Origin of the sequence: Mogibacterium kristiansenii (assembly GCF_009695905.1) — a bacterium.
Taxonomy (GTDB): Bacteria; Bacillota; Clostridia; order Peptostreptococcales; family Anaerovoracaceae; genus Mogibacterium_A; species Mogibacterium_A kristiansenii.
Genome location: NZ_VUNA01000038.1, coordinates 1 through 1811 on the forward strand (window position 1 = coordinate 1; position 1811 = coordinate 1811).

Annotated in this window: 1 tRNA gene and 1 rRNA gene; both read left to right on the forward strand. The window is 50.6% G+C overall.

The annotated features are described in order from the left end of the window. The first annotated feature begins 177 nt into the window (after positions 1–177). Positions 178–1695: ribosomal RNA gene (locus tag FYJ65_RS09425) — 16S ribosomal RNA — on the forward strand. Positions 1696–1729: 34 nt separating this feature from the next. Continuing rightward, positions 1730–1805, forward strand: a tRNA-Ala gene (locus FYJ65_RS09430). Positions 1806–1811 lie beyond the last annotated feature (6 nt).

Here is a 1811-nt window from a genome sequence, read left to right on the forward strand (position 1 = left end):
GTCTAAGATCAGTATAAGAGACAAACGATGTACAAATGACTTTAAGTCATACACTGTAATCGGATGTCCCTGTACAATTCTAAACACAAACAATAATGATTCGGAAACGAGTCGAGACGCGAACGCGTCATCTTAAATCAGGATTGATTTGAGCAGCGAAAGCTGAACAGATACTATTTTATAAAGAGTTTGATCCTGGCTCAGGATGAACGCTGGCGGCGTGCCTAATACATGCAAGTCGAGCGAGAATTTTTCAAATGACACTTCGGTTGATTTTGGAAAAGGACAGCGGCGGACGGGTGAGTAACGCGTAGGCAACCTGCCCCTGACAGAGGGATAGCCATTGGAAACGATGATTAAAACCTCATAATGCCGAAGGAACACATGTTTCATCGGCCAAAGATTTATCGGTCAGGGATGGGCCTGCGTCTGATTAACTAGTTGGTGAGGTAACGGCCCACCAAGGTGACGATCAGTAGCCGACCTGAGAGGGTGATCGGCCACATTGGAACTGAGACACGGTCCAAACTTCTACGGAAGGCAGCAGTAGGGAATCTTGCACAATGGGCGAAAGCCTGATGCAGCAACGCCGCGTGAAGGATGAAGGCCTTCGGGTTGTAAACTTCTGTTCTTAGGGAAGAAGAAAGTGACGGTACCTAAGGAGAAAGCCCCGGCTAACTACGTGCCAGCAGCCGCGGTAATACGTAGGGGGCAAGCGTTATCCGGAATTATTGGGCGTAAAGAGTGCGTAGGTGGTTATCTAAGCGTAAGGTTTAAGCGTGCAGCTCAACTGCATCTCGCCTTGCGAACTGGACTACTTGAGTGCAGGAGGGGAAAGCGGAATTCCTAGTGTAGCGGTGAAATGCGTAGATATTAGGAGGAACACCAGCGGCGAAGGCGGCTTTCTGGACTGTAACTGACACTGAGGCACGAAAGCGTGGGGAGCAAACAGGATTAGATACCCTGGTAGTCCACGCCGTAAACGATGAGCACTAGATGTTGGTCCCGAAGGGATCAGTGTCGCAGTTAACGCAATAAGTGCTCCGCCTGGGGAGTACGCTCGCAAGAGTAAAACTCAAAGGAATTGACGGGGACCCGCACAAGCAGCGGAGCATGTGGTTTAATTCGAAGCAACGCGAAGAACCTTACCAGGGCTTGACATCCCGATGACCGTTCCTTAACCGGAACTTCTCTACGGAGCATCGGTGACAGGTGGTGCATGGTTGTCGTCAGCTCGTGTCGTGAGATGTTGGGTTAAGTCCCGCAACGAGCGCAACCCTTGTCGTCAGTTACTAACATTCAGTTGAGGACTCTGGCGAGACTGCCGAGGTTAACTCGGAGGAAGGTGGGGATGACGTCAAATCATCATGCCCCTTATGTTCTGGGCTACACACGTGCTACAATGGTCGGTACAATGAGAGGCAAACCTGTGAGGGGGAGCAAATCACCAAAACCGATCCCAGTTCGGATTGTAGGCTGAAACTCGCCTACATGAAGTTGGAGTTGCTAGTAATCGCAGATCAGAATGCTGCGGTGAATGCGTTCCCGGGTCTTGTACACACCGCCCGTCACACCATGGAAGTTGGGGGTGCCCAAAGTTGGACAATAAATAGTTTACCTAAGGCAAAACCGATGACTGGGGTGAAGTCGTAACAAGGTAGCCGTATCGGAAGGTGCGGCTGGATCACCTCCTTTCTAAGGAGACTGAGTTCTGTACTATGAGTTTTGCGGGGAATTAGCTCAGTTGGGAGAGCACCTGCCTTGCATGCAGGGGGTCAAGGGTTCGAATCCCTTATTCTCCACCATCGCCT